Genomic DNA, 21,196 nt, shown 5'->3' on the forward strand with positions numbered 1-21,196 from the left:
GCAGGGTCAGTCGCCGCGCACAACGCCTTCGCGGCGCGGGTCGGCGCCGCCGAACCACACTTCCTTGCCGTTGCGCGTGACGCGCATGATGCCCTGCAGGCCCGAATTCTGCTCATACTGGCGCACCTCGTGGCCGCGCGCCTTGAGCGCCGCCACCACGTCCGGCGACACCCGTGCCGCTTCCAGCTCGGTGGGGCCGTTGCGGCTGCCGAAGTTGGGCAGGCTGATGGCCTGCTGCACGTCCAGCTTCCAGTCCAGGGTGCCGACCAGCACCTTGGCCACGTAGTTGATGATGGCCGAGCCGCCCGGCGAACCGGTCGACAGCACCAGCTTCCCGGTGGCCTTGTCGAACACCAGCGTGGGCGACATGGCGCTGCGCGGGCGCTTGCCCGGCTGCACGCGGTTGGCGATGGGGCCGTTCTCGTCCACCGAATCGAAAGAGAAGTCGGTCAGCTGGTTGTTCAGGATGAAGCCATCCACCATCTGGCGCGAGCCGAAGGCGTCTTCCACCGAGGTGGTCATGGAAATCACGTTGCCGTAGGCGTCGGCCACCGACAAGTGCGAGGTGGCCGGGCTTTCAATGGCGGTGTCCGCGCCCCACGCCACTTTCACGCTGTCCGGCACGCCGAAGCTGGCGCGTCCCATGGAGCGCTCGCCGATCAGGGCGGCGCGCTGCTGCAGGTAATGCTTGTCCAGCAGCGCCGCCGCGCCGTTGCCCGGCAGCGGCACGAAGTCGGTGTCGGCCAGGTAGCGCGCGCGGTCGGCGTAGGCCAGGCGGCCCGCCTCGGTGAACAGGTGGATCGCATCCGCGCCCAGCTGGCCGTTCACCGGCGCGTAGCGCTCGATGCCCTTGGTCTCCAGCACACCCAGCATCTGGGCGATGGCAATGCCGCCCGAGGACGGCGGCGGCATGCCGCACACGGTCCATGCCTTGTAGTCGGCGCACACGGGATCGCGCTGCCTGGGTCGGTAATCGGCGATGTCGGCAGCCGTCAGCAGGCCGGGGTTGGTCGGGTGCGAGGCCACCTTGGCGGCGATGTCGGCGGCGATGCGGCCCTGGTAAAAGGCGTCCGCGCCGCCCTTGGCCACCTCGCGCAGGGTGCGCGCCAGCTCGGGGTTCCTCAGCACATGGCCCACCGGCCAGGGCTGCTTGTCCTTGTCGTAGAAATAGGCGGCGGCCACCGGGTCGCGCACGATGTATTTGTCCCAGGTCAGCAGGCCGTTCAGGCGCGGGCTGACGGCAAAGCCGTTCTCGGCCAGCTTGATGGCGGGGCCGAACAGCGTGGCCCACGGCAGTTTGCCGTGCTCCTTGTGCGCCATTTCCAGCATGCGCAGCACGCCGGGGGCGCCGGTGGAACGGCCACCCACCACGCCCGCTTCGCGCGAGAGCGGCTTGCCGTTCGCATCCTGGAACAGCTTTTCGGTGGCGGCGGACGGCGCGGTTTCGCGGCCGTCGTAAGCCTGCACGCGCTTGCCGTCGAAGTGCATCACGAAGGCGCCGCCGCCGATACCGGACGATTGCGGCTCCACCAGCGTCAGCACCAGCTGGGTTGCGATGGCGGCGTCGATCGCGCTGCCGCCCTGCCTCAGTATCTCGTAGCCGGCGTTGGTGGCGTGCGGGTTGGCTGCCGCCACCATGAATTTCCCGGCGGTGACGCCGGTTTTTTCACTGTAGCCGGTGGCGATTTCGGGCGCGCGGTCCTGCGCGTGGACGGAAGGCACCAGCAGTGCGGGAAAGGCGGCCAGGGCCAGCGCGTGCAACTTGATCATGTAAGCTCCAAAAATAAATCGGGCGCGCAACCAAGGCTGCGCGCCCGATGACTGGAGCATCGTACCTGAAGTTTATTTCGGTTGCATGCGAATAGCGCCGTCCAGGCGGATGGTTTCGCCGTTCAGCATGACGTTTTCGATGATGGACTTGGCCAGCATCGCGTACTCGGAGGGCTTGCCGAGGCGCGGCGGGAACGGCACCATCTTGCCCAGCGCGTCCTGCACTTCGGCCGGCATGCCCAGCAGCATGGGGGTTTCGAAGATGCCGGGGGCGATGGTCATGACGCGGATGCCGCTGCGCGACAGGTCGCGCGCCATCGGCAAGGTCAGGCCGACCACGGCGGCCTTCGAGGCGCCGTAGGCGGCCTGGCCGATCTGGCCGTCGTACGCGGCCACCGATGCGGTGTTGATGATGATGCCGCGCTCGCCGTGTTCAGCCGCCTCGGTCTTGCCCATGGCGTCCGCCGCCAGGCGGCACATATTGAAGGTGCCCACCAGGTTGATGTTCACGGTGCGCTGGAACACCTCCAGCGGATGCGGGCCGTCCTTGCCCACGGTTTTCACGGCCGGCGCCACGCCGGCGCAATTGATTAGGCCGCGCAGGGTGCCCAGTGCGGCGGCAGCTTCCACCACGGCCTTGCCGTCCGCTTCCGATGTGACGTCGCACTTGACGAACACGCCCTTCAGTTCAGCCGCCAGCGCCTGGCCGGCTTCCGCCTGCACGTCCGCCAGCACCACCTTGCCGCCCGCTTCCACGATCATGCGCGCGGTCGAAGCGCCCAGGCCCGACGCGCCGCCGGTGATGATGAATACGTTGTCCTTGATTTGCATGTCTTCCCCTAGTCTGAGTTCGGCTGGATGTTCGTTCGATTGCTGCGCTTGCGCTTACTTTACGCTTACGTAAACGTAAGACCCGATTGTAGCTCAACATTGCACCCAATGGCCATCGCTTCGGCAGGGGCGGCCCGACGGGTCGAGCAGCACCGGCCCGGTGCCCTGGTAGCGGGTACCGTTGGCGTCGCGGCAGCCGGCAGCGTCGCAAGTGCCCAGCGGGCGGCTGGCCGGCGGCGCGACAGGGGCCGGGAGCGGCGTGTAGGCGCTGGCGGGCGGACGCGGCAGCTGGGGCAGCGGCTGGGACGGCGGCATGCTCAGGATGGCCTGCGGCACCGAACGGCGCTGGGTGAAATTGCGCGACGGCGCGGGACGGCAGGGTTCGACCAGCAGTTTCGTGCCGCCCGGGGCCAGCGAGCAGACCGGCAGCTTGCGGAACGCTTCGGCAGCCGCTGCGCCGCCCGACGCGTCCGGCACCACGCGCGGCAGCGCGGAACCGGGCTGTTGGGCGTGGGCGGCCGGGAACATGAGCTGGCAAAGGAGCAGCCCGGTGAACAGCGGAGTTTTCATGGCGTCCTCCCGCAGCGCGGAGATGAGCGCATGATAACGCGGCCCGGCCGGGCCTGGCGCACGCGGCACCACCGGCGCGCCCCGCAGGGCGGGTAGGCGGGGCGCCAAGCGTTCGCGGCGGCTCGGGCGGGGGACGCTGAGCTGCCCGCCCTATGGACTATTTGGGTGCCGGCTCGGCGGGAGGCGAGGCCACGGCCGGCTCGGCGGGCGCCATCAACGGCGGCGGCGGCGCGACGGCCGGCGCATGCATCGGCGCAGCAGCATGCGCCGGCGCCTGCGGCGTGACGGCCAGCCAGCCGGCCGCAGGCAGCAGCGGCACCAGCAGCAAGGCGACGATGTTGATGATCTTGATCAGCGGATTGACCGCCGGGCCGGCCGTGTCCTTGTACGGATCGCCCACGGTGTCGCCGGTCACCGCCGCTTTGTGCGCGTCCGATCCCTTGCCGCCGAAATTGCCATCCTCGATGTACTTCTTGGCGTTGTCCCAGGCGCCGCCGCCGGTGGTCATGGAAATGGCCACGAACAGGCCGGTGACGATGGTGCCCATCAGCAGGCCGCCCAGCGCTGCGGGCCCCAGCAGCATGCCCACCAGGATAGGCACCAGCACCGGCAGCAGCGAGGGAACGATCATTTCCCTGATGGCCGACGCGGTCAGCATGTCGACCGCCTTGTCGTATTCCGGCTTGCCGCTGCCGTCCATGATGCCCTTGATGTCGCGGAACTGGCGCCGCACCTCCACCACCACCGCGCCCGCCGCGCGCCCCACCGCTTCCATCGCCATGGCGCCGAACAGGTAGGGAATCAGGCCGCCGATGATCAGGCCCACGATCACCATCGGGTTGGACAGGTCGAACGTGATGCTCTTGCCCACCGACTCCAGCGCGTGCGTGTAGTCGGCGAACAGCACCAGCGCGGCCAGGCCGGCCGAGCCGATGGCGTAGCCCTTGGTGACGGCCTTGGTGGTGTTGCCCACCGCGTCCAGCGGGTCGGTAATCGCGCGCACCGAGTCGGGCATGCCGGACATTTCGGCGATGCCGCCGGCGTTGTCGGTGATCGGGCCGTAGGCGTCCAGCGCCACGATGATGCCGGCCATCGACAGCATGGACGTGGCGGCGATGGCAATGCCGTACAGGCCGGACAGCTGGTACGACACCAGGATGGCCGCGCACACGGCCAATACCGGATAGGCGGTCGATTTCATCGACACGCCCAGGCCGGCGATGATGTTGGTGCCGTGGCCGGTGGTGGACGCCTCGGCGATATGGCGCACCGGGTGGAAGTCGGTGCCGGTGTAGTACTCGGTGATGTAGACCATCAGCCCGGTCAGCACGATGCCCACCACGGTCGAGCCCATCATCTTGTAGCGCATGGCGTCGTCCGGCCACACTTGCCAGGTGACGGCGGCAAAGCCCACCAGCGACAGGCCTGCCGCCCACCATAGCCCGGTGTACAGCGCCGACATGATTTTCTTGCCTGGCTTGGCCTTGACCATGGAGCAGCCGACGATGGACGCCAGGATGGACACCGCGCCCAGCAGCAGCGGATAGACGATGGCCTGGGTCGGCGCATTGACGATCATCAGGGCGCCCAGCAGCATGGTGGCGATCAGGGTCACCACATAGGTTTCGAACAGGTCGGCCGCCATGCCGGCGCAGTCGCCGACGTTGTCGCCCACGTTGTCGGCGATCACGGCCGGATTGCGCGGGTCATCCTCCGGAATGCCGGCCTCCACCTTGCCCACCAGGTCGGCGCCCACGTCCGCGCCCTTGGTGAAGATGCCGCCGCCCAGCCGGGCGAAAATGGAAATCAGCGAGGCGCCAAAGGCCAGGCCGATCAGCGGCTTGATCACATCGTGCGGGGTCAGCTGGGGATTGGGGTAGCCGTTGGAGGCGAGGCTGGTCAGCATGGCGTAGAACAGCACCACGCCCAGCAGGCCCAGGCCCACCACCAGCATGCCGGTGATGGCGCCGCCCTTGAAGGCCACGTCGAGCGCCTCGTTCATGCCCTTGGTGGCCGCTTGCGCGGTGCGCACATTGGCGCGCACCGACACGTTCATGCCGATGAAGCCGCAGGCGCCGGACAGCACGGCGCCGATCAGGAAGCCGAGCGCGGTCTTGATGTCGAGCAGCGCGCCGATGGCGATCAGCAGCACCACCCCCACCAGCGCGATGGTCTTGTATTGCCGGCCCAGGTAAGCGGCAGCACCCTCCTGGATCGCAGTTGCTATTTCCTGCATGCGGGCGTTGCCGGCGTCCTGCTTCAAGATCCAGCTTCGGGCCCATAAACCATACACCACGGCGATCACGCCGCACGCCACTGCGAACCATAGGCTTGCTGTCATATTGTCCCCTTCGTTTGTTATCAAGCTCGACCACTACGACTTCGAAAGCCGGTCTTTTGGACCCGCTGCCAAACTGCGTACTGCACTGCGCTGATGCACCCGCCGCAGGACGGCGGGCCGAAAACAGAAGTTGAGGTCGAGTCTACAACAAACGTGGAAAATTAAGCAATTCACCTTTGAATTGATTTTTGCTCAATGTGGGGAATTTGTGAACAGCTCAAAACTCCTCCCACTCATCGTTCACCACCGGAGCGGCCTTGCGCGGCTGGGACGGCGCCGCGGCGCGCTCGATCAGCGGCGCGCGGCCGGCGCCGGACGACGGCGTCGCGGGCTGGGCCGCCGGCCTGGCCGGCGCGCGCTTGGCCAGCGTGGCGCGCACCGGCGCCACGCTGGCGCCGGACCGACGGCGCGCTGCGGCCGCCGCCGCCGATGCCACGCCGGCGCCGGCATGGCCGCCGTGCCGCATGCCGTCCAGCTTGAACACGCTGACCGCCTGCGCCAGTTCGCCGGCCTGGTCCTGCATGGACTGCGCGGCGGCGGCGGCCTGCTCCACCAGGGCCGCGTTCTGCTGGGTGGCGTTGTCCATTTCCGTGATCGCGCCGTTGACCTGGTCGATGCCCGCGCTCTGCTCCTGGCTGGCATGCGTAATGTCGCCCATGATGGCCGTAACGCGCTCGATGCTGGCCACAACCTCCTGCATCGTGGCGCCGGCCTGCGCCACCTGGCGGGTCCCGGCGCCGACCTTGTCGACCGAATCGCCGATCAGCGTCTTGATGTCGCGCGCCGCGGCCGCCGAGCGCTGCGCCAGGTTGCGCACCTCGGACGCCACCACCGCGAAGCCCCTGCCCTGCTCGCCCGCGCGCGCCGCTTCCACCGCCGCGTTCAGCGCCAGGATATTGGTCTGGAAGGCGATGCCGTCGATCACGCCAATAATGTCGACGATCTTGCGCGAAGATTCGTCGATCGACTGCATCGTGCCCACCACGTCCGAGACCGCCTCGCCGCCCTTGCGGGCCACGTCGGAGGCGGCCAGCGCCATCTGGTTGGCCTCGCGCGCGTTGTCGGCGTTCTGGCGCACGGTGGAGGTCAGCTCCTCCATCGACGACGCGGTCTCCTCCAGCGCGCTGGCCTGCTGCTCGGTGCGCGACGACAGGTCCAGGTTGCCGCTGGCAATCTCGCTGGACGCCGAGGTGATGGCGTCGGTGCCGCTGCGCACCTGGCTCACGATGCGCACCAGGCTGTTGTGCATATCGTCCAGCGCGTGCAGCAACTGCCCGGTTTCGTCCCTGGCGTACGGGCCGGCGGCCGTCCTGCCCTGGCCGCCGCCCTGTTCGCCGGTCAGGTCGCCGTCCGCCACGCGGCGCGCCATGTCCACCGCCTGCCGCATCGGGCGCGTGATGCCGGTGGCCAGCCACCACGCGAACGCCACGCTGAAAGCCACCGTCAGCAGCGCCAGCACCAGCTGCAAGTTGCGGCTTTGCGCGGCAATCGCGTCGATCTCGCGCGCAGCGTCGTCGATTTTCTTGTTCTGATGCTCCAGCAGCTTCTGCAGCATGGCCTCGTAACCCTTGGCCGCCGGCTGGTAATCCTTCTCCATCAGCGCGGCGGCCACGTCCATATTGCCGGCCGCCTTGGCCTTGTTGATGCCGTCGCGCGAGTCCACGTACGCCTTGCGCACGCCGCCCAGTTCGGCCATCAGCCGCTTGTCCTCGTCGGTGGAGAGCGCCTCGATCTGCTTGATCAGTTCCTGTGCCCGCTTGGTGGAATTGGCGATATCTTCGGCGAAGAACGGCGCCAGCGACGTGTCGCTGCTTTTGGCGATGGCGGTGGTGCGGCGGATGCCGGCAAACACGATGCGGTACCACTCGGAGATCAGGCGTTCCTTGGCCAGCGGTACTTCCATCATGGCGCGCGTGGCGTCGGCGCTGCCTTGCAGGCGGTAGATGCCGAAGCCGGTGTTGAAGATCATGCCGGCCAGCAGCACCGTGAAACCCAGCGCCAGGCGGCGGCCTATGCTCCAGTCCCTGATATTCATTTTTTCTCCCCAAAAGTAATCGGGCGTAAGAATTCCCGTCGCCCAGTGTAATGGCGCGCAGGCAAATCGGGTGTTGTACTTTGGTGCAGTGGGGAGGCTGAAACGGCGAGGCGGACCGGTCGGTCCGCCTGCGAGGGTGCTGCTGAGATGGTGAAGCCTAGTTCGACAGGGCTGCGAACGCGCGGTCGCGGATTTCTTCCACGGCACCGATACCTTCGATCTTGCGGTACTTCGGCGCTGCCGCGTCGCCGGACTGGGCCCAGTTGTTGTAGTAGCCCAGCAGTACTTCGGTCTGGTTGTGGTACACGTCCAGGCGCTTCTTCACGGTCTCGGCCTTGTCGTCGTCGCGCTGCACCAGGTCTTCGCCGGTGACATCGTCCTTGCCGTCGACCTTGGGCGGATTGAATTTCACGTGGTACACGCGGCCCGAGGCAGGATGCGAGCGGCGGCCGCTCATGCGCTCGATGATGGCCTCGTCCGGCACGGCGATTTCCAGCACATAGTCCACCTTGACGCCGGCTTCCTTCATGGCGTCGGCCTGCGCGATGGTGCGCGGGAAGCCGTCGAACAGGTAGCCGTTCTCGCAGTCGCATTCCTTCAGGCGCTCCTTCACCAGGCCGATGATGATGTCGTCCGATACCAGCTGGCCAGCGTCCATGACCTTCTTGGCAGCCAGGCCCATTTCCGTGCCGGCCTTGATGGCCGCGCGCAGCATGTCGCCGGTGGAGATCTGCGGAATATTATATTTTTCCTTGATGAAATTCGCTTGGGTGCCCTTGCCGGCACCGGGTGCTCCTAACAGAATGAGACGCATGAAAAGTCCTAAAACGATTATAAGAATCTGGTGGTATGGTTGGAAATGCTGCCGCTTCGTCTACCTTCGTCACGAAACTTACCACAAAACGCCCGCCTGACGCCAGTTTGTGGACGATTTGGCATGGCTTTATGCTTGCTTAGTGGCTAATTGGCGAAATGCCGGCGCACGCGTTCCAGGTCTTCAGGCGTATCGACGCCGGCCGCCGGGGCCGAGTCGGTCACGTGGACGGCGATCGGATAGCCGTGCCACAGCACGCGCAACTGTTCCAGCGCCTCGATCGACTCCAGCGGCGACACCGCCAGCTGGGGATAGGCTTGCAGGAAATCGTTGCGGTATGCATACAGGCCGATGTGGCGCAGCGGCACATAGCCGGAACCGGCGCCCGGCAGCACGCTCGTGTCCAGGGCGAAAGCGTCGCGGTGCCAGGGGATGGTAGCGCGCGAGAAATACAGGGCGCGGCCGGCCTTGTCCAGCACCACCTTCACCACGTTGGGATTGAAAGCGTCGGCCGCATCGTGCAGCGGGTGGGCGCAGGTGGCCATCGGCACGTCGGCGCCGATGCGGGCGGCGGCGGCCGACAGCAGCGCCGGGTCGATCAGCGGCTCGTCGCCCTGCAGGTTCACCACCACCGCGTCCGGCGCCAGGTTCAGCGCGCGCGCCACTTCGGCGATGCGGTCGGTGCCCGACGGGTGGTCGGCGCGGGTCATGCACACTTCGACGCCGTGCTGCCGGCAGGCGGCGCCGATGTCCTCATGGTCGGTGGCGACGATGATGCGGGCCGCGCCGGCCAGCGCTGCGCGCTCGGCCACGCGCACCACCATGGGCTTGCCGCCCAGGTCGGCCAGCGGCTTGTTGGGCAGGCGGGTGGACGCCAGCCGCGCCGGGATGATGACGATGAAGCTCACTGGTCCGTCCCTTATTCCACCGCATCCTGCAGGGTGCGCGCCTCATCGGCCCACATGATGGGGATGCCATCGCGGATCGGGTAGGCCAGGCGGTCGCCGCGGCAAATCATTTCCTGGGCTTTTTTATCGTACTCCAGCGGGCCCTTGCAAACGGGGCAGACCAGGATATCAAGCAGACGAGCATCCACGACATTTCTCCACAATGTATTCGGCCAGCGCGGCATCGATGCGCGCTGTCACCGGAACCACCCACAAGCGCGGGTCATCCCTCAGTTCTTCAATTTGGGCACATTTTACTGCATCCTTCTCGGTCATCAAGACGATGTCGACGTCCAGGCCGTCGAAGGGGCGGTCGAGAAAATCATGATGGTCCGGCAAAGGCAGCTCGATCGGCTCCAGGCCGGCGCCGCGCAGCATGCCGAAAAAGCGCCCCGGATTGCCGATGCCGGCCGCCGCCGCGACGCGCAGCTTGCGCCCGGCCAGCTCGGCCAGGGATACGCGCTCGCTGCGGTCGGCCAGGCGCTCGGCGGTATCGCCGGCCAGTATCATCTGCACCGGCGCGGCGGCCCGGGCGTCGGCGCGGCCGCGCACCGCCCCGGGCGGCGCCACGCTGGCGGCCAGCGCGGCCGGCAGCGCCGGCGCGTTCACCACCGTCACATCGCGCCGGCGCGACGGCTGCTCGCGCAGCGGCCCGGCCGGCAGCAGCCAGCCATTGCCCACGCCCCGGCCATCGAACAGCACGATCTCCACATCGCGCTGCAGCTTGTAGTGCTGCAAGCCATCGTCGGCGACAAGGATGTTGACCGCCGGATCGGCCGCCAGCAGCGCCCTGCCCGCCGCAGCGCGGTCGCGCCCCACCATCACCGGACAGCCGGTGCGCATGGCGATCAGCAGCGGCTCGTCGCCCACCTGCTGCGGCGTGGACGCGGCGGTGACCAGGCGCGGCGCGCTGTCCTTGCTGCCGAAGCCGCGCGAAATCACGCCGGGATGAAAGCCGGCCTGCTGCAATGCCTGCACCAGCCAGATCGTCAGCGGCGTCTTGCCGGTGCCGCCGATAAAGATATTCCCCACCACCACCACCGGCACCGGCAGCCGCTCCGACTTCAGCACGCCCGCACGGAACAGTCCGCTGCGCAATCCCGCCAGCCCGCCAAACACCAGCGACAGCGGCCACAGCGCGCAAGCAAGCGCCCCCCTGCGCAGCCAATTGCGCGTCAGCGTCGATTCAAGCGAGGAAGTTCTGGTCATAACGACTGATTGAGCAGCCCCTGCCCCAACAAGCTGAGCCGCATCGCCCCAACTTCGGGGTCTGACCCCGAAGTTGGGGCGATGCGGCTCAGGCTGCTTGTAGGAAGGGGCTGAATCCTGGGGCGGTTTCTTATTTGGTGGTGCCGGTTTGGGCGGCGAAGGTGAGCTTGTCGTAGCCGGCCAGGCGTGCCGCTTCCATGACGTTGATGACCATCTGGTGCATGGCGAACTGGTCGGCGTTGATGATGATCACCGGCGATTTGCCGTCCTGGCCGTCGGCCTTGGCGGCGCTCTTCAGCGACTCGGCCAGGCCGGCCACGTTCTGGAACGATACCGGCACGTTGTTCACCGTGTAGTTGCCCTTGGCGTCGACCGTCACGTTGATCTCGTTGGGCCGCTCGTGCGCCTTTTCGGCCTCGGCGGTCGGCAGCGTGATCTGCAGCTCGGTAAACTTGCTGTAGGTGGTGGTCACCATGAGGAAGATCAAAATCACCAGCAGCACGTCGATGAACGGGATCAGGTTGATCTCCGGGTCTTCGCGGTGCTGGCCGCGGCGGAAGTTCATGCCCATGGTCAGGTCTTCCGCGAGCAGTGCACCACGTCGACAAATTTGATGGCCTGCTGCTCCATCTCGATGATGAAGCTGTCCACCAGCGCGCGGAAGTGGCGGTAGAACACCAGCGTCGGCATGGCGATGGCCAGGCCGAAACCGGTGTTGTATAGCGCCACCGAGATGCCGTGCGCCAGCTGGGCCGGATTGGTGCCGGTGGCGTTTTGCGCGCCGAAGATCTCGATCATGCCGACCACGGTGCCAAACAGGCCCATCAGCGGCGCCAGCGTGGCGATGGTGCCCAGCGTGGTCAGGAAGCGGTCCAGCATGTGGGCCACGCCGCTGCCGGCCTCCTCAATGGTTTCCTTCATCACGTCGCGCGGCGAGTCGATGTTGCGCAGCGCGGCCGACAGCACCACGCCCAGCGGCGAGCTCTGCTCGAGCTTCTGGATCACGTCCGGCGTGATATTGCCGCTGCGGTAGACGCCCACCACTTCATCCAGCAACTGGCGCGGGATGATCTTGGCGCGGCGCAGGAACAGCAGACGTTCGATGATGAGGGCGGTGGCAACGATGGAGGCGATCAGCAGAGGCCAGATGGGCCAGCCTGCGGCTTGGATGATGGCGAGCAAAACGAACTCCTGTGTTTGGGGACTGCGCAGGCAGGAATGCCTAGACGCGCAATGTATCTTGTTGAGGCCTGATCGGCAAGTAGTTCGCTGCAAGCGGGCTTATCCACCATTCTGCACACTTTCTGTGGACAAGATTGTTAGCAAGGCAGCTCGCAACACTTCAAGCACCTGATTTCAAAGGAAAATTAACCCATGCATAAAAATGACGCAGCGCGCTACGGGTGCACGCGCCCACGGATCTCCACAGTTCTCCCCATATTCTGTTGATAAGATTGTTAGCAAGGACATTGATGGATGGCAAAGTCCTTGATTCATAAGCACTTTCTTTCCATGCGTAAAAATTTCGCATACGGTCGAAACGGCTGGGTTTTGTATGGTTATTGACATGAAAACCCATGGTTCTAAAGGCCTTTGGGGACAAGTGCCTGATTCTGCACAAAAACTGTGGACAAAATTGTTAGCAAGGCCAATGAATAATGGCTAAGACCATGTTTTTAAAGGAAAATTATCCAGCGATCAAAAAACAGGCAGCAATATCCGGACCAGGTACCGCGAGTTACTTGCCGCGAGGCAGGTGTACAACTGTGCACTTCTGCACACAATATGTGGATAAGATTGTGTGCAAGGCTGCGAAGTGGCAGCTATGTCATTGATTCGTAACAATTAAGTTATGGTGCTTAAATTTTATACAGCGCGCGGCGCGCCCTCCCCGCCGCCCTGCGGCGCTGCTTCGGCAATTGGTATGCAGCAGGACCTATGCACATCTTCTGTGGATAAAATTGTGCGCAAGCGGGGCTGGGCGGGATCAAGTACTTGATTTATAAAGTAAATATTTCTATGCGTAAATTTTTAGCACAGTTGTTCTTGTCCACAGACGGGGCATTTGCCACCGAAAAGTTCCGCACATTTTTTGTGGATAACTTTGTGCGTAACCCCCGCCGCCCGCAGCAAAGTACTTGATCCATAAGGATTTTCCTGCAGTGCACGCTAATGTAGCATCCTGGTTTACCCTTTAAAATCAAGTGTTTACAAAAAATACTTGCCTTGAAAGATGATGTGTGACATAAGCATGACCTGCGCGCGATTTTGTGGACAGTTTCCCTTTCCTGAACGATGAATACCAGCATTCCAACCGACAGCAGTACCCCGCAAGCAGCCGTCATCACCGTCAGTGCACTCAACCAGGCGGTCAGCCGGCTGCTGGAGCGCAGTTTTCCGCTTACGTGGATATCTGGCGAAATTTCCAATTTCACGCGCGCCAGTTCCGGACATTGGTATTTCACGCTGAAGGATGATGCGGCCCAGGTGCGGGCCGTGATGTTCCGTGGCCGGGCCCAGTACGCCGGCTTCGTGCCGCGCGAGGGCGACAAGGTGGAAGTGCGGGCACTGGTCACCCTGTACGGGCCGCGCGGCGATTACCAGATCAATGTGGAAGCGATCCGCCGCGCCGGCGTGGGCGCCCTGTTCGAGGCGTTCTTGCGGATGAAGGAGCGCCTGGGCGCGGCCGGCCTGTTCGACCAGGACCGCAAGCGCGCCCTGCCCCTGTTCGCGCGCACCATCGGCGTGGTCACCAGCCCCACCGGCGCCGCCCTGCGCGACGTGCTGACCGCCCTGAAGCGCCGCGCGCCGCACGTGCGCGTGGTGCTCTACCCCACCCTGGTGCAGGGCCAGCAGGCGCCGGAGCAGATTGCGGCGGCCATCAATACCGCGTCGGCGCGGGCCGAGTGCGAGATCCTGATCGTGTGCCGGGGCGGCGGCAGTATCGAAGATTTGTGGGCGTTCAACGACGAGGCGGTGGCGTATGCGGTGGCCAACTGCAATGTGCCGGTGATTTCCGGCGTCGGCCACGAAACCGATTTCACCATCGCCGACTTCGCGGCCGACCTGCGCGCGGCCACGCCGACTGCAGCCGCCGAGCTGGCCGCCACGCCGCGCGCCGACTGGCTGGCGTCCCTGCGCGCCGACGCCACCGATTTGCGCCGCGCCATGCAGCGCGCGCTGGGCGACGCGGCGCAGACGCTGGACGGTTACACGCGCCGCCTGCTGAGTCCTTCCGCGCAGATCGCGCAGCAGCGCAGCAAGCTGCAGGCGCACGCCACGGCGCTGACGCACGCCAACCGCGCCCCGCTGGCTTACGCGCGCGTGGGCTTCGACAAATTGCAGTCGCGCTGGTCGGCGCTGCGGCCGGACGTGCGCGCGTTGCGGGCGCAGATGGAGGGTTTGCAGCGGCGCGCCGCCCTGAGCATCGCCAACCAGCAGGCGCAAAAGCGCGATGCGCTCAATGCGCTGGCGGCGCAGTTGGAGATGCTCAATCCACAGCGCACGCTGGAACGCGGCTACGCCATCGTCACCGGCCAGGACGGCGCCATCCTGCGCGCGCCATCGCAGCTGCTGCCACGCGACAGCGTGACGGTGCGGCTGGCCGAGGGCAGCGCCCGGATTGAGATCGCGGCCGTCAAGCCTGCCGCCGGCTGATCCGCCGGGTTACGGCTGCGTTACGCCAGCTCGGCCAGGATGACGGACATGCCGATCAGCGCCGGATAGTCGGCCGTAATGACGTAGGTGGGGATCTGGGCGTTGTAGCTGCTCAGCCGCCCCTTCTGTTCAAACCGGGCGCGGAAGCCGGAGCGCGCGAAAAATGCCCCCAGCCGCGGCACGATGCCGCCGCCGATGTAGATGCCGCCGCGCGCGCCCAGCGTGATGGCGACATTGCCGGCGATGGTGCCGAGCATCTCGCAAAACGTCTCCAGGGTCTCCACGCACACCAGGCATTCGCCGCGCAGGCCGCGCTCGATGATGGCGGGCGTGTCGATGGCCTGCGGCCCCGCGCCGGCCCGTTCGGCCAGCACTTCATAAATCAGCCGGATGCCGGGCCCGGACACCACGCGCTCGGCCGACACGTGGCCATAGCGCTCGCTGGCCTTGCGCAGGATGTGGATGTCGCGCTCGCTGACGGCGGCGAAGGTGCTGTGTCCTCCTTCGCTGTCCAGCGCGATCCATTGCTTGCCCGCCGGGACCAGGCCGGATACGCCCAGTCCCGTGCCCGCGCCCACCAGGCCGATCACGCCGCGCCCGCGCGCTTCGCCGCCGCCCACCTGCACGCGGTGCTGCGCCGACAGGAACGGCACGGCGCGCGCCAGCGCGGCGAAGTCGTTCACCACATGCAGCGAGGCCAGGCCGAATTGGGAGCAGATCGCTTCGATGGAAAACGACCAGTGGTGGTTGGTCATGCGCACCGCGTCGCCGTCGATGGGATTGGCGATGGCAATGCCTGCCTGGCGCGCCTGGTAGCCGCCGGCCGCCACCGTGGCGGGCTGCGACAGGTACTGCACGATGGCCGCACCCAGGGTGGGATAGGCGGCGCATTCGGCGACCCAGATGGCGTCGATGCGTCCGGCCGCGGTCTGCAGGCCGAAGCGGGCGTTGGTGCCGCCGATGTCGGCCAGCAGCCAGGGCCGCTCGTAGCGCGCGCCGCCGCCGTCCTCGTCTTCACCTTCGTCAAAGAACGCGAGGGAATGCTGGGGGATGTTCTCGATCTTCATGGTTGCCACCTTTGAACCCACGGCACAACCTGGGGCCGGTCCCGCTGGGACCGGCCCCGGCCTTACGGGGTTGGTTTAGAACTTCATCGACACGCGCGCGCCTATCGTACGGGGCGCATTATAGAACGCGCCGTAGATCTGCTGGGTAGGCTGGCATGGCATGCCGGTGTCGGTGCACAGCTCCACCACGTCCAGCTTGACTTCGCGGTCGGTGGCGTTCTGCACGAACAGCTCCGCCGTGTAGGCCTTGTTCAACGGCTGGAAGCGCAGGCTCAGGTCCAGCGTGGAGTAGGCTTTCTGCTTCTTCACGCCGGCATGGCCGGGCACGTCGTTGCTGAAGGCGCCGGCGCCGACGAAGGTTTCGCCTTCGTAGTGGGCCGAGATGCGTGGCGTGAACAAGCCTTTGCTGGTGGCGAAGTCATGTTCGTACTGCAGCGTGGTGGCGAACTTCGGCGCGTGCTTCATCACGCTGCCGCCCACGTCCACGTTCGGCGCGGTGGAACCGCAGGACAGGCCCTTGGCGCGCGCCGAGTCCACGTCGCAGGAGATGAAGCTGTCGTAGGTGGCGTCGAGCCAGGTGGCGTTGCCGGTCAGGCGGTCCACCTTGGTCGGGCGCCAGGTCCATTCCGCTTCCACGCCGTTTACCGTGGCGCCGGCCGCGTTGAAGTTGGCCAGCACGCTGTTCACCACCTGGGACTCCAGCTTGTCCTTGTACTTCATGTGGAAGGCAGCCACGTTCAACGTCAGCATGCGGTCCAGCAGGTCGGACTTCATGCCCAGCTCATAGCTGGTGAGCTTTTCCGGCTTGGTGGTGGCGCCGCCGTCGCCGATGGCCGGCGAGTGGAAGCCGGTGGTGACCGAACCGTACAGCAGGATCTCGGGACGCAGCTTGTATTCCACGCGGCCCAGCCAGGTGGCCTGACCGTAGCGCAGGTCGGCCGTGTTGTCGCCGTAGGTATTGCCGCAGGTGGCCGCGCTCACCACGCCGCCAGGGCCGATGTTGTGGGTGTTGATGGTGCCGGTGCCCGGCGTGACCAGCTGCTTGATCTGGTCCGGCGTCAGCACGGTAGTGCCCAGCGGGACGTTGGCAGGCCAGTTCGGGCAGGCCCAGTTCTGGCCGCCGATGTCAAACTTGTGGTCCTTGGTGTAGCGCGCGCCGACGGTGGCTTTCAGTTCGTCGTTTACCTGCAGGCTGCCCTGCGCGAACACGGCTTTCGATTTCAGCTGGCGGTCGCCCTGGATGAAGGACATGGCCGATGCGTACTGGCCCACGGTAGGACGCACGAAGATCACGTTGCCGGCGGCGATGTCCTGCTGCACGGTCGCTTGCGAAATCTGGCTGCGGTCGATGTCGAAGCGCACTTTGTTCTTCTCGCCGAACAGGAACAGGCCGCCGACCCACTGGAACGGCGCGTCGTTGTCGGAACGCGCCTGCAGTTCATGCGAGTAGCTGTCGAACTTGGCCCACTCGGTGCGGTTTTCGGACTTGAAGCCGGGGAACAGGCCGGCGTCGGCATCGTTCACGTTGGAACGCTTGTAGCGGCTCCAGCTGCCCAGGTAGGTCAGGTCCAGCGCGTCGCTCGGGTGGTAGTTCAGCTTGCCCTTGAAGGTGGTGATCGACTGGTCCAGGTTGCCCGGGCTGTCGATCAGCGCCGAACGCAGTTCGGTGCCGGCTGCCGGTTCGGCCGCCAGGTAGACGTTGCCGGCGCCCTGGTCCTTGTAGTAGTCGGCGATGACGGTGGCTTTCAGGTCCGGCGTGAAGCGCCACAGCAGCGAAGCACGCGCGCCCATCTTGTCTTCGGCGCCGTATTTTTTTGCGCCGGGCAGCACGTTGGAGCCCTTGCGGAAGTCCACGGTGCCGTCATGGCTGTCCTTGATGGCGGCGATGCGCAGCGCGATATCGTCGGACAGCGGAATGTTGATCATGCCCTGCGTCTGCAGGCGGTGGTAGTCGCCGATGGTGATGCCGGCCGAGCCGAACACCTTTTCGGTGCTGGGCGCGCCGGACACCAGGTTGACCGCGCCGGCGGTGGAGTTGCGGCCGTTCAGCGTGCCTTGCGGGCCGCGCGCCACTTCAACGTGGGACAGGTCGTACATCAGCGCGGTGGCGCCCTGTGGACGCGGCGAGTAGATGCCGTCGATGTAGAAGGCCACGGCCGGGTCGCCCAGCTCGGTGTGGTTGGCGGAACCGACGCCGCGCATGTAGACGTGCACGCCGCCCGAGTCGCCATGCTGTTCCACCACCAGGCTAGGCACCATGGTGGTGAGCGAGGCCAGGTCTTTCACCTGGTTGTTGGCCAGCGTGTCCTGGCTGTAGGCGGTGATCGCCAGCGGGGTTTCCTGCACAAAGGTGTTGCGGCGGGTAGCAGTAACGATGATCTTTTCCATCTCGCCGTTGCGCGCCGGGGCGGCCGCTTCCACGGGGGCGGCGGCGGGCGCCGGCATGGCCGCTGCCGCTGCAGCGCCTTCCTGCGCGAAGGCGTTGGCGGTCAGGAGGGCGAGTGGCGCGAGTTTCCACATCGCCTTGGTGTGCGAATTCTTCATTGTCTTTCCTCTATTAGTCCGTTGATATTAATGGTGTTGCATAGCTCTTTGGCTACTACCGCACTCCAGCTGAGCTCAGCTCGAATTCATGTCATTGCTCCTTGATGAAGTTGCGGTACCAGTGCGCACTGTCCTTCAGGGTGCGCTGCTGAGTCTCGTAGTCGACGTGGACCAGGCCGAAACGGCGCAGGTAGCCGGAGTTCCATTCGAAGTTGTCGAGCAGGCTCCAGTAGAAGTAGCCCTGCACGTCCACGCCCGCCGCCATGGCCTGGCGCAGCGCGGCCAGGTGCATCTTCAGGTAGTCGATGCGCGGCTGGTCGTGCACCGCCCCGTCCTCCAGCCGGTCCGCCACGGCCATGCCGTTCTCGGTGATGTAGACCGGCGGCAGCTGGTACTGGCCGTGCAGCTTGAGCAGCAGCTCGCTCAGGCCCTGCGGGTAAATCTCCCAGCCCATGTCGGTGGTGCCCAGCGCGCACGGCGGCGTGCGCGGCGGCGTCTCGGTGCTGACGTAGGCGCGGAAGTAGTAGTTCACGCCCAGGAAGTCGATCGGCTGGCGGATGTCGTTGAAATCGTTTTCATGAATAGACAGCAAAGAGCAGTCGATATTGTCCAGCGCCAGCTGCGGGTAGCTGCCCTTGAAGATCGGGTCCATGAACCATTCCACCGAGCGCGCCCACTCCACTTCCGCAGCCTTGAGGTCGGCGGCCGAATCGGTGGCGGGGCTGGCGGTCCACTGGTTCAGCACGATGCCCAGCTTGGCCGACACGTTCTGCGCGCGCATGGCCTGCATGGCCAGTCCGTGCGACAGCAGCAGCTGGTGCGAGGCGCTGACGGCGGCGGCCGGATCGGCGATGCCGGGCGCGAACTGGCCGATGCCGTAACCCAGGTTGGCGGTGCACCACGGCTCGTTGTGGGTGGCGATGGTGGCCACACGGTTGCCGAAGCGGCGCGCCACTTCGGCGGCGTAGGCGGCGAAGTGCCTGGCGGTGTCGCGGTTAAGCCAGCCGCCCTTGTCTTCCAGCGCTTGCGGCAAATCCCAGTGGTACAGCGTGACGTGGGCGGCGATGTCTTTCTCGGCCAGCTTGTCCAGCAGGCGGGCATAGAAATCGAAGCCGGCTTCATTCCAGGCGCCGCTGCCGTCCGGCTGCACGCGCGGCCAGGCGATCGAGAAGCGGTAGGCGTCCACGTTGAGCGACGCGATGATGTCCACGTCTTCGGCATAGCGGTGGTAATGGTCGCACGCGACGTCGCCGGTGCTGGCGTCGGTGATCTTGCCTGGCGTATGGGTGAAGGTGTCCCAGATGGATGGACCACGGCCGTCGTCGGCGGCGCCGCCTTCGATCTGGTAGGCGCTGGTTGCCACGCCCCAGGTGAAGGCCGGCGGGAAGGCCGGCACGGTGGTTGGAACTGCGTCGGGTTTGGTCATATGGATGTTCAGGGCTGTGAAAACGTTTTCAGAGAATGTGTGCATTTAACACCGGCGAAAAGGCGAAGTCAATCATAATATTTTGAACAACTATGCTTTTTTCGCGGTCCGATACGGCCTTGCCACGAGTGAAAATGCGGGCGGAAGCGCCAAAAAACTGTGGTATTCTGTACTTGAAAAGGATTTCAAAAAACAACGACAGGACCGACCTTGAGCGACACCGAACACACCTCCCCTTCGACTTTGCTGGACGTCGCGCGCGAAGCCGGGGTGTCGCCCAGCACCGTGTCGCGCATCCTGAACGGCACCGCCAAGGTGTCCGACGACAAGCGCCAGGCCGTCATGGCCGCCATCGCCCGCACCCAGTTCGCGCCCAACCTGATGGCGCAGGGCCTCAAGCGCGGCCGCTCGCAGACCATCGGCATCGTGGTGCAGGATATTTCCTCGCCCTACTTCGACGAAACCCTGCGCGGCGTGGACGACGGCCTGAAAGGCACCGGCTACGCCTCGGTGATCGTGTCCGGCCACTGGAACGCCGAGGAGGAAGCGGACCGCATCCGCCTGCTGCTGGCGCGCAAGGTGGACGGCATCATCCTGCTGTCGGGCCGCATGTCCGACGAGACCGTGCTGCAATTCTCGGCCCAGCGCCCCATCGTCTCCACCGGCCGCAGCCTGAACACGCGCAGCGCGCTGGGCTTCAAGCAGGACAATGAATACGGCGCCTGGATGGCGGTGCGCCATTTGATCGAGCTGGGCCACCGGCGCATCGCCTTCGTCTCCGGCCCGGCCGACAATATCGACGCCGAGGAGCGCGCCGCCGGCTACCGCCGCGCACTGAGCGAGTCCGGCATCGCGGTCGACCGGAAACTGATGGTCGAGGGCAATTTCCATGAAAACAGCGGCTTGCTGGCGGTCAACCACCTGTTCGACACCGGCCAGCAGTTCACCGCCGTGTTCGCCGCCAACGACCAGAGCGCCTACGGCGTGCGCCTGTGCCTGTACCGCAAGGGCATCCGGGTGCCGGACGACGTGTCGCTGGTCGGCTTCGATGACCTGCCCGGCTCGTCCTATACCACGCCGCCGCTAACGACCATACGCCAGCCGCTATACGACATGGGGCTGGTGGCCACCCACGCGCTGCTGCGCCTGATCAACGGCGAGCCGGTGCAGGCGCAGGTGCCGCCGCTGGAACTGGTGGTGCGCGAAACCACGCGGCGCCGCTGACGCCCGGCGGCACGCGCTTGCCCCCACACCATCCGGGGGCAATTCAGCGCCTTGGCCCGCTAAGGATTACAATGATGGTCGTTTCAGCAAAAATGACTTTTCAGACTTAACCAAAAGGATAGACACATGGAACATACCCTGCCACCTCTGCCGTATGCAATGGACGCCCTGGCGCCGCACATCTCGCAAGAAACGCTGGAATACCACTATGGTAAGCACCATCAAGCGTATGTCACCAACCTGAACAACCTGATCAAGGGCACCGAATTCGAAGCCCTGTCGCTGGAAGAGATCATCAAGAAGTCCTCCGGTGGCATCTTCAACAACTCGGCCCAGGTGTGGAACCACACCTTCTACTGGAACGGCCTGAAGCCAAACGGCGGCGGCGAGCCTACCGGCGCGCTGGCCGACGCGATCAACGCGAAATGGGGTTCGTTCGCCAAGTTCAAGGAAGAGTTCACCAAGTCCTGCATCGGCAACTTCGGTTCGAGCTGGACCTGGCTGGTGAAAAAGCCGGACGGCACCGTGGACATCGTCAACACCTCCAACGCCGCCACCCCGCTGACCACCGACAACAAAGCGCTGCTGACCTGCGACCTGTGGGAGCACGCCTACTACATCGACACCCGCAACCTGCGTCCGAAGTATGTTGAGAACTTCTTCAACCTGGTGAACTGGGACTTCGCGGCCGCCAACTTCGCTTAATCGCGAGGCGTCCGCTTCCCGAAAACCTGCGCTGCGGCGCAGGTTTTTTTTCGTCT

17 protein-coding genes are annotated in these 21,196 nt (G+C 65.4%); 3 read left to right on the forward strand and 14 right to left on the reverse strand.

Features of this window, described 5'->3' with window-relative positions:
* Positions 1-6: 6 nt before the first annotated feature.
* The 11 genes from ggt to ASD15_RS30685 form a co-directional block, all read right to left on the reverse strand.
* The gene (gene ggt, locus ASD15_RS30640; RefSeq protein ID WP_057158856.1) at positions 7-1,770 is read right to left on the reverse strand and encodes a gamma-glutamyltransferase; all 1,764 of its coding nucleotides are present in this window, start codon (positions 1,768-1,770) and stop codon (positions 7-9) included.
* A 72-nt stretch (positions 1,771-1,842) separates the two neighbouring features.
* Complete coding sequence (locus ASD15_RS30645) at positions 1,843-2,601, reverse strand: 3-hydroxyacyl-CoA dehydrogenase (RefSeq protein WP_057158857.1); 759 nt, start codon at positions 2,599-2,601, stop codon at positions 1,843-1,845.
* 93 nt (positions 2,602-2,694) lie between these two features.
* On the reverse strand, positions 2,695-3,171 hold the full coding sequence (locus ASD15_RS30650) for a hypothetical protein (protein ID WP_057158858.1): 477 nt from the start codon (positions 3,169-3,171) through the stop codon (positions 2,695-2,697).
* A 157-nt stretch (positions 3,172-3,328) separates the two neighbouring features.
* Complete coding sequence (locus ASD15_RS30655; protein ID WP_057158859.1) at positions 3,329-5,512, reverse strand: sodium-translocating pyrophosphatase; 2,184 nt, start codon at positions 5,510-5,512, stop codon at positions 3,329-3,331.
* Between the two features lie 217 nt (positions 5,513-5,729).
* Positions 5,730-7,547 (reverse strand): methyl-accepting chemotaxis protein, encoded by a 1,818-nt coding sequence (locus ASD15_RS30660; RefSeq protein ID WP_082552258.1) that lies wholly within the window; start codon positions 7,545-7,547, stop codon positions 5,730-5,732.
* 157 nt (positions 7,548-7,704) lie between these two features.
* Positions 7,705-8,361 (reverse strand): adenylate kinase, encoded by a 657-nt coding sequence (gene adk, locus ASD15_RS30665; RefSeq protein WP_057158860.1) that lies wholly within the window; start codon positions 8,359-8,361, stop codon positions 7,705-7,707.
* 146 nt (positions 8,362-8,507) lie between these two features.
* On the reverse strand, positions 8,508-9,269 hold the full coding sequence (gene kdsB / locus ASD15_RS30670) for a 3-deoxy-manno-octulosonate cytidylyltransferase (RefSeq protein WP_057158861.1): 762 nt from the start codon (positions 9,267-9,269) through the stop codon (positions 8,508-8,510).
* Positions 9,270-9,280: 11 nt separating this feature from the next.
* Entirely contained in the window at positions 9,281-9,457 is a 177-nt protein-coding gene (locus ASD15_RS32080; protein ID WP_082219489.1) for a Trm112 family protein, read from the reverse strand.
* Positions 9,438-10,517: a tetraacyldisaccharide 4'-kinase gene (gene lpxK / locus ASD15_RS30675; RefSeq protein WP_057158862.1), complete on the reverse strand. Its 1,080-nt coding sequence runs from the start codon at positions 10,515-10,517 to the stop codon at positions 9,438-9,440. Before lpxK ends, ASD15_RS32080 begins: the two co-directional genes overlap by 20 nt.
* 130 nt (positions 10,518-10,647) lie before the next feature.
* A complete protein-coding gene (locus ASD15_RS30680; RefSeq protein ID WP_057159006.1) occupies positions 10,648-11,082 on the reverse strand; it encodes a biopolymer transporter ExbD in 435 nt (144 codons plus the stop codon).
* 8 nt (positions 11,083-11,090) lie between these two features.
* Entirely contained in the window at positions 11,091-11,699 is a 609-nt protein-coding gene (locus ASD15_RS30685) for a MotA/TolQ/ExbB proton channel family protein (RefSeq protein WP_056402834.1), read from the reverse strand.
* A gap of 1,113 nt (positions 11,700-12,812) precedes the next feature.
* Here ASD15_RS30685 and xseA point away from each other — a divergent pair.
* Entirely contained in the window at positions 12,813-14,174 is a 1,362-nt protein-coding gene (gene xseA / locus ASD15_RS30690; RefSeq protein ID WP_057158863.1) for an exodeoxyribonuclease VII large subunit, read from the forward strand.
* A 20-nt stretch (positions 14,175-14,194) separates the two neighbouring features.
* Here the strand turns inward: xseA and ASD15_RS30695 are convergent, their stop codons facing one another.
* The 3 genes from ASD15_RS30695 to ASD15_RS30705 all read right to left on the reverse strand — a co-directional run bounded on the left by ASD15_RS30695 (position 14,195) and on the right by ASD15_RS30705 (position 19,211).
* Positions 14,195-15,241, reverse strand: a complete 1,047-nt coding sequence (locus tag ASD15_RS30695; protein ID WP_082552259.1) for a glucokinase — start codon at positions 15,239-15,241, stop codon at positions 14,195-14,197.
* A gap of 75 nt (positions 15,242-15,316) precedes the next feature.
* Positions 15,317-17,785, reverse strand: coding sequence for a TonB-dependent receptor (locus ASD15_RS30700; protein ID WP_057158864.1), 2,469 nt, complete (start codon positions 17,783-17,785; stop codon positions 15,317-15,319).
* A gap of 91 nt (positions 17,786-17,876) precedes the next feature.
* Positions 17,877-19,211, reverse strand: coding sequence for a GH1 family beta-glucosidase (locus tag ASD15_RS30705; protein ID WP_057158865.1), 1,335 nt, complete (start codon positions 19,209-19,211; stop codon positions 17,877-17,879).
* A gap of 210 nt (positions 19,212-19,421) precedes the next feature.
* Between ASD15_RS30705 and ASD15_RS30710 the strand changes: the two genes are divergently transcribed.
* Together ASD15_RS30710 and sodB are read left to right on the forward strand one after the other, a co-directional pair.
* Positions 19,422-20,435, forward strand: coding sequence for a LacI family DNA-binding transcriptional regulator (locus ASD15_RS30710; RefSeq protein ID WP_057158866.1), 1,014 nt, complete (start codon positions 19,422-19,424; stop codon positions 20,433-20,435).
* A 126-nt stretch (positions 20,436-20,561) separates the two neighbouring features.
* On the forward strand, positions 20,562-21,140 hold the full coding sequence (gene sodB / locus ASD15_RS30715) for a superoxide dismutase [Fe] (protein WP_057158867.1): 579 nt from the start codon (positions 20,562-20,564) through the stop codon (positions 21,138-21,140).
* Positions 21,141-21,196: the final 56 nt, after the last annotated feature.

The sequence above is a fragment of the Massilia sp. Root351 genome (assembly GCF_001425045.1).
In the GTDB taxonomy this organism is placed as follows: Bacteria; Pseudomonadota; Gammaproteobacteria; order Burkholderiales; family Burkholderiaceae_D; genus Rugamonas.